Origin of the sequence: Actinospica durhamensis, from assembly GCF_018139695.1 — a bacterium.
GTDB classification, from domain to species: Bacteria; Actinomycetota; Actinomycetes; order Streptomycetales; family Catenulisporaceae; genus Actinospica; species Actinospica durhamensis.
The window spans coordinates 1-6822 of record NZ_JAGSOG010000373.1; the positions used below are offsets into that span (position 1 = coordinate 1).

Genomic DNA, 6822 nt, shown 5'->3' on the forward strand with positions numbered 1-6822 from the left:
GCCACCCCCACCGCCACCGCGAGCGCCAACTCGGCCGACGACACCCCCTGGGGCTGAGACGCGCGACAGCGCCGCACCGAGGTGGCCGCGCCGTCACGCCCCCGGGTGTTCGTACCCCGTCGGATCGGCGAAGGTGGACAGGCGGCTGGCGGCCTTGCGCACCTCGTGTAGCGCCTCGACCGCCCGCGTGTGCCAGGGTTCGTTGCCCTGGGCCGCGAAGGCGTTGACCGCACTGACGTAATAGCGTTCCGCGAGATCGTACTCACTGCGCAGGTCGTAGACGCGGCCCAGTCCGAACACGGCCTGGGCGTGGACATTGCGCTCGTTGACCTTCTGACAGATCTCGGCCACCCGGCTGTAGTGGATCTCGGCCGAGTTCAGCTCGCCCGTCTCCAGCGCGGCAAGGCCGAGCCCGCTGGTCGCGTAGGCCTCGCCGATCAGATCGCCCAGCTGCTGGGTGAGATTGAGCGTCTCCTGCAGCACCGCCTTGGCGGCGAGCATCTGCGAGGACTGCATCAGCACTTCGCCCAGCCGGTACAGGGCCTGCGCCTGGAACCTGCGGTTGTCCAGCTGCCCGGCCAGGGTGAGCGACTCCTTCGCCAGCACCTCGGCCTGCACCGTGTCGCCGAGGTCCAGCTGCGCCCGGGCCAGGCCGCTCAGCACGTGCGCCTGGCCGGCCACGTCGCCCATCGCCCGGAACCCGGTGAGCGCCTTCTCGTAACGCTCCACCGCCCGGCGCGGGTGGCCCTGGATGCGGTCGATGTGGGCGAGGTTGCGCTGGGCGAGGGCCTGGCCGACCAGATCGTCGAGCTCTTCGAACAGGGCCAGCGCGGACTGCAGCTTCGCCACGTCGTCCTTCGAGCGCTGAGCCACACCGAGGGAGCCGAGTGAGGCGAGCATCGCCGCCTCGCCGCGCCGGTTTCCGGCCGTGCGCGCGGCCTCCAGCGCCGCCGTGTGGGTGTCGCGCCACTCGTCGAACAACGCCCGCGCCTCGTACACGGTGACGGCGTTGATGGCCAGCTCCCAGCACAGTTCGTCCATGCCGGTCCCGTCCCCGGGCAGCGCCGCCGCGTCCGCGGGAGCGCGCACCAGCGCGGCGGCCTGCAGCACGGCCGCGCGCAGACTCGGCCGCTCCACGTCCATCCAGAGCAGCGGATCCGGGTCGAGCAGCGCGAAGTACGCCGCGGCGCCGGGCCAGCGCGGCGCCCGCCCGCGCAGCTGCGTGTAGCTGCCGCCGTAGATGCGCGAGTGCGCCTCGTTGGCCATGGCCAGCAGGCACCCGAACACCCGCGTCGCGGCGCCCAGCCGCTGCACCGCGCTGTCGTCGCGCGCGGCCATGCGCTCGGAGGCGTAGACCCGCACCAGCGTCTGGAAGCGGTAGCGGGCCAGTTGTCCCGAGGCCCCGAGTGAGACGTCGAGCAGCCGGGCCTCGGCCAGATCGTCGAGCAGCCGGGCGGCCTCGCGCTGGTCCGTGTCCATCGCGGACGCGGCCGTGAGCGCCGTGAAGTCGTGCAGCTCGAGCGAGCTGAGCAGCCCGAACAGCTGCTGCGGGCGGGGGCCGAGGGAGTCGTGCACGAGGGCGAGCAGCGGACGCACCGCCACGTCGCCGTGGCTGAGCTCGTCGAGCCGGTGCTGCTCGTCGGCCAGCAGGTTCACCAGGGTGGAGACGGACCAGTGCGGATGCGAGGCCAGCCGCACCCCGGCGATGCGCAGCGCGATGGGCAGTCCGCCGCACAGCCGGGCCAGCCGCCGGGTGTGTTCGGGCTCCGACTCGACCCGGCCCGGCCCGACGATGCGCTCGAGCAGCCTGACCGAGTCCGCCTCGGGCATCAGGCCGATCTCGGCGATGTGCGCCCCGGGCAGCGCGGCCAGCCGGGAGCGGCTGGTGGCCAGCACGGCCGGTCCCGGCACCCCCGGAAGCAGGTCCCTGATCTGGTTCTCGTCGGCGACGTCGTCGAGCACGATCAGCAGCTTGCGGAACGCCATCCGGCTGCGCAGCAGGTTGACGCGCTCCTCCGGGTCGGCCGGGATCGCGTCCGAGGCCACGCCGAGGGCGCGCAGGAACCGGGCTATCACCTCGATCGTCGGCGTGGGCTGCGCGGCGTCGCCGTGCATGGCGGCGAACAGCTGGCCGTCGGGGAACCGGGCGCGCAGCAGGTGCGCGGTGTGCAGCGCGAGGGTGGACTTGCCGGAGCCCGGCTGTCCGGTCACCACGGCCAGCGGAACGTCCGACCGAGCAGCCGCGCCCTCGCCCCCGGCCGCCGCCGGCCCGCCCTCGGCCGAGGAGACGGTGAGCGCCGCGACCAGGGACTGCACCAGCGCGTCATACCCGACGAAGTCCGGGATGTCCGCGGGCAACTGGTGCGGCCGCTGCGCCGCCGGCGCGCGCTCGGGACTGGGCCGGGCCGAGTCCTGCGCGACGTTCAGCTCCGCGTCGTGGGCGAGGATGGCCCGCTCCAGGTGGCGCAGGTTCTCACTCGGCTCGAGGCCCAGCTCCGCGATCAGCGCCTTGCGCGCGGTGCGGTACACGGTCAGCGCCTCGGCCTGCCGGCCCGAGCGGTAGAGCGCGAGCATGAGGAAGCCGTGCAGGCGCTCGCGCAGCGGATGCTCGGTAGTGAGCACGACGAGCTCGTCGAGCAGCTCCCGGTGTTCGCCGAGCGCGAGCCCGATCTCCACCCGGTCCTCGATGGCCATGATCCGGCGCTCCTGCAACCGGTTGGCCAGCGTCTCGGCACTGCGCCCCGGCACCCCGGCCAGCGCGACCCCGCGCCACAGCCGCAGCGCGGCGTTCATCTCCTCCGAGGCCTCGGACAGCCTCCCGGCGGCCGCCGCGGCCCGGGCCCGCACCAGCGACGCGTCGAAGGAGGCGTAGTCCAGCTGCTCCGGGCGCACCCGCACGCAGTACCCGGCCGGGCTGGTCTCGATCACGTCGGGGTCGGCCAGCGTACGCCGCAGCGCCGACACGCAGATCTGGATCTGGCCCCTGGCCGTCAGCGGCGGCTCGCCGTCCCAGACCGAGTCGATCAGCCGGTCCAGCGGTACGACATGGTTGGGTGACATCAGCAGGATCGCCAACACGATGCGCTGCCGCGCCGACTTGACCGGCACCGGCCGGCCGTCGCTGAGCACTTCGAAAGGGCCGAGAAGCCGAAAGGCGAGTTCTGCCATTGCCTCCCCGTAGTCCACCGGCCGCGGATGCTGCACACCATGCACCGAGGAACCGGTAGTCTATGCGTGCAAGTAGGCTGATTGTGGAGAACTGTCCTCCGGGGTGCAGTGTAGGTCAGCGCGGTTGCCTTGGCAATCATCTCCTTTGCACGAGAAATTTAACGCGCTTTTAAACATATCTCGTACTCTGAGACGCCGGACCTTTTCCGGGCCGCCGCGGCGAGTTTCACGACAACCCCACCCGCTGCACGCGTATCCACCCGCCGCTCCGCCACCACTCCACCACCGCCCCACCGGCCCGAGCGCGCAGGTCGGCCACGCCGCCGCCCACCCCCGCGGCGGCGACGGACCCCGTCGAAGAAAGCGATCCGGCGAACTCTCGGCGCATCACTCGTCTGCAATCGTCAGCATTTGTGGTGATGGTCGCGGCCGCATGAAAGTTCCACGGCTTTCGACGCCGCCCCGGCCCCGTGGTCCAGACAACTCTTCCGCGTTTCACCGAACCCCGGAAAAGGGCTGCTGCCCGCCTCCGCCCTTGCGCACCCACACCGTCGCAGAGTCCTGTACCGCAAGCCGGAAGCGGCCGAGTACGGGCTACTGCAGGACTTTGACCATCACCAGGCACGGGTTCTCCGGCCACAGCTCGTGGATCTCCTCCAACGGCCGAAAGCCCATGCTCGTGTAGAACTCCCGGGTCCGGTCGTAGTGCGGGTCGGCCCGCGACGGACCGAGCGTCTTGACCTGCAACAGGCTGACCCCGTCCGCGATCAGATCGGCCTCCACCGCCCGGACCAGGCTCCGCCCGACCCCCTGCCGGTGCAGCGCGGAATCCACCGCCATCAGATAGACCTCGGCCGCCCCCGGAAAGTGGCGCGCCACCAGAATCACGCCGACCGCCGCACGCTCACCGTCCTCGGCGCCGTCCCCCGGTGCCCTGTCCGCCCAGGCCAGATACGTCGAGAGCCGGTGGGCATGCTCGACATACTCCACGATCGACGAATCGATGCCGAACCATTCGGGCAACGAGCGCAACAGCCGCTCAACCGTCTCGGGGGCCTGCTCACCCGAAGTCACGTGCCACGGCGAAACCGCCGGATCCTGCCTGCCCTGCAAGGTCATCCCCGCATGCTAGCCACGCCCCCTCCCCCGCGCGCAGTATTTATCCGAGCCGTCCGTCTTCACTTGACGATCCAGAGCCAGCCGAGCGACCTGAGGCCGAGTTTGCGGGCAACCGCGCGCGACGCCGCGTTAGCACGGTCCGTGCTGTAGAAACCGATCCGGTCGTCTTCCGCGCGCACACGCCTCCACCACGCGGCGGCGACAGCGCCGGCGAGGCCCGCGCCGCGGTGCTCTGGGCGGGTCCAGGTCCCGGCCTCCGCACTGCGCGCGGTGGCGGCGGGAGTGTGGCAGATGGAGGCGGGGCAACGCTCGTCGACGGCCATCGCCCAGGGACCGATCCGGCCGGAGATCAGCCGGTCCCACTCCTCGGCCGGCCAATTATCCGGTCGAACCAGTCGGCGTGCCGCCGACAGGCCACTGGCATCAGACGCGATGATCGGCAACCCGACGTGCAGGTCGGGCAGATCGGCCGCCGCTTGCGGGAACACGTAGGACGGACCGCCGGACACTGTGAATCCTGACGCTGAATCGGCTCTGCGCAGCCGCTCCTGCACCCGCCCCACGATCGACGGCTCGGCCTCCGGCGCAAACCGCTCGGCAACGACCACGTCCATCGGGCCGATCAGCTCGGCCGCCGCGTGACTGAGGGCGGTCACGCTCGCATTCGGCGACCAGCCGAAGACGAAGGCGACGTCGGGGGTGGCGAGCCGCCGTGGCTGGCCGGGTGAGTCCGGAACGAGACCATAGATCGTATCGATCTCCAGTTCAAGAAGCTGCCGCTCGTCCTCCACAAACTCATCCTATGAGCGGCCGGCTCCACCGTCGGGCCGAGCCCCGGGCCCACCTGGGCTCCCCCATTCAGTCGTCGGGCGGCTTCTGAACGTCTCGGCACACTGATGCCGCGTACGGTTTGCATACGCGGCATCAGCGCGTTTGCCGGCCGGACCAGAGCAGGCTAATCAAATGAGGGTAGACATGCTGCGCCTGACGTGGGCTTTAAGCGGTGACGGCTGGGCCGATTGCACCGTGGCCGACCAGGATGCCGAAGCACGCCTTGAGACCTCTCATATCGCCTCAGTGCCAGAGGACCTCTTGACCGCGGTCGCGCGCCTGCTCATCAGCGAGACCGAAACGCGGGCCGACTTCGAAACCGAACCGGCTGCCTTCCGGTGGATCTTCAAGCGCGAGGGCGACGACGTCTCGATCCGGCTGCTGCAGCTTCCCGACCGCCGCAGCCACGACCGCGAGGGCACCGAGCTGTGGACAAGTCGGCAACCCGCCGACACCCTGGCCCGAGCCGTCATCCGCTGCTTCGACAACGTGGTCGATACATACGGCGAGAGCGGATATCACCGGGCTTGGCGCCGATCATTCCCCCACTTTGAGCTCGAGGCGCTACGAGCTGCACGACGCAACCTGCGGAAGACAACCACAGAGTAACCACCAACACCCGACGCTACCCGCACGGCCGACCCACCGCGCGACCTTGAAGAACGGGCGTCTCCGCCGTTCACGAACCGATGCCCCGCCCGACGTCTTCCTCCAACGGGCCCATCCGCAGTACGGCCCTGCTGGCCAGTCGACGTCGGGCCTCGACGTGGGCGAGGGTAACGCTCTACAGGTTCCGCCTATTCGGTTCGTTCCCGGGCGCGCCGTCCGCGAACCGCTCCGCCTCGCGCGCGAGGATCAGGAAGCCGTTGAGGATCCGCAGCAGCATCCGCCCGTCGTCCGTCGTCCGTCGAGCGCCGCGCCGGATCCCAGACGAGGGCGAGCAGAGCGCGGATCGGATCCCGACCGAGGGAGCGCGTCAGGGTCCGGCGACGCACGGGGAGCGGCGGCGTCGAGTCCTCGGCCGCTTCGGCCCACTCGGTTCCCTCCGTCACCCGGATCGGCTGCTCGACGCGGCGAACCCGCCCGTCCAGCCCGATCCGCAGCACGCCGGGCGAATTCTGCTGCACCCGCGCCCCTTGCGGCTCCTGCTTCCCCTGTCGCCCCTGCTACCCCTGCTGAATGCGGGCCCGGATCGCACCGACCGTCTCGGCCGGCGCACTCGCCGTGTTTCGCGAGGTGGGCATGCCCAGGGAGGTGGCCGAAACCATCCACGCGAAGGCCGTGTACGCCACCTGCTTCCGCCACCCGCTTCCGCCACCCGTCCGACGGCTCCGAAGCTGCACCTCGAAGCCCTGGACGCAGCCCGCGCACAGCCGAAACTGCTCGATAGTCGAGGCCCGCGCCCTGGACGGCACTTCCAACGCCCGCAGGCTGCCAGGCCAGCCGAGACAGACCGAACCGGACCGAGGCCGCGCCTTGAACTGAACCTCTACAGCGCATGGGCGCCGCAGAATCCGCCGACGCCTCCCGCCGCCTAGCGCAGCTCAGGGCCGAGCCAGCGCACCGATCCGACGCCGTGAACCAGTGCCCTGAGTCAGCGCCCCGAATCAGCACCCAGGCTCAGCTCCCTCCACCGATTGCGCCCCGACCAGTCACGCCCCCACTCTCACAATCAGCACACGAGTACGCCCACCCGCCATTGCC

At 70.6% G+C, this 6822-nt stretch carries 4 protein-coding genes; 1 reads left to right on the forward strand and 3 read right to left on the reverse strand.

The features are described 5' to 3' along the window. Window positions 1–93 precede the first annotated feature (93 nt). The 3 genes from KDL01_RS37720 to KDL01_RS37730 all read right to left on the reverse strand — a co-directional run bounded on the left by KDL01_RS37720 (window position 94) and on the right by KDL01_RS37730 (window position 5078). Complete coding sequence (locus KDL01_RS37720; RefSeq protein ID WP_212533514.1) at window positions 94–3168, reverse strand: AfsR/SARP family transcriptional regulator; 3075 nt, start codon at window positions 3166–3168, stop codon at window positions 94–96. 594 nt (window positions 3169–3762) lie between these two features. Continuing rightward, window positions 3763–4287 (reverse strand): GNAT family N-acetyltransferase, encoded by a 525-nt coding sequence (locus tag KDL01_RS37725; RefSeq protein WP_212533515.1) that lies wholly within the window; start codon window positions 4285–4287, stop codon window positions 3763–3765. Window positions 4288–4346: 59 nt separating this feature from the next. Beyond that, a complete protein-coding gene (locus KDL01_RS37730) occupies window positions 4347–5078 on the reverse strand; it encodes a GNAT family N-acetyltransferase (RefSeq protein ID WP_212533516.1) in 732 nt (243 codons plus the stop codon). A 184-nt stretch (window positions 5079–5262) separates the two neighbouring features. Between KDL01_RS37730 and KDL01_RS37735 the strand changes: the two genes are divergently transcribed. Further along, window positions 5263–5727, forward strand: coding sequence for a hypothetical protein (locus KDL01_RS37735; protein WP_212533517.1), 465 nt, complete (start codon window positions 5263–5265; stop codon window positions 5725–5727). Window positions 5728–6822 lie beyond the last annotated feature (1095 nt).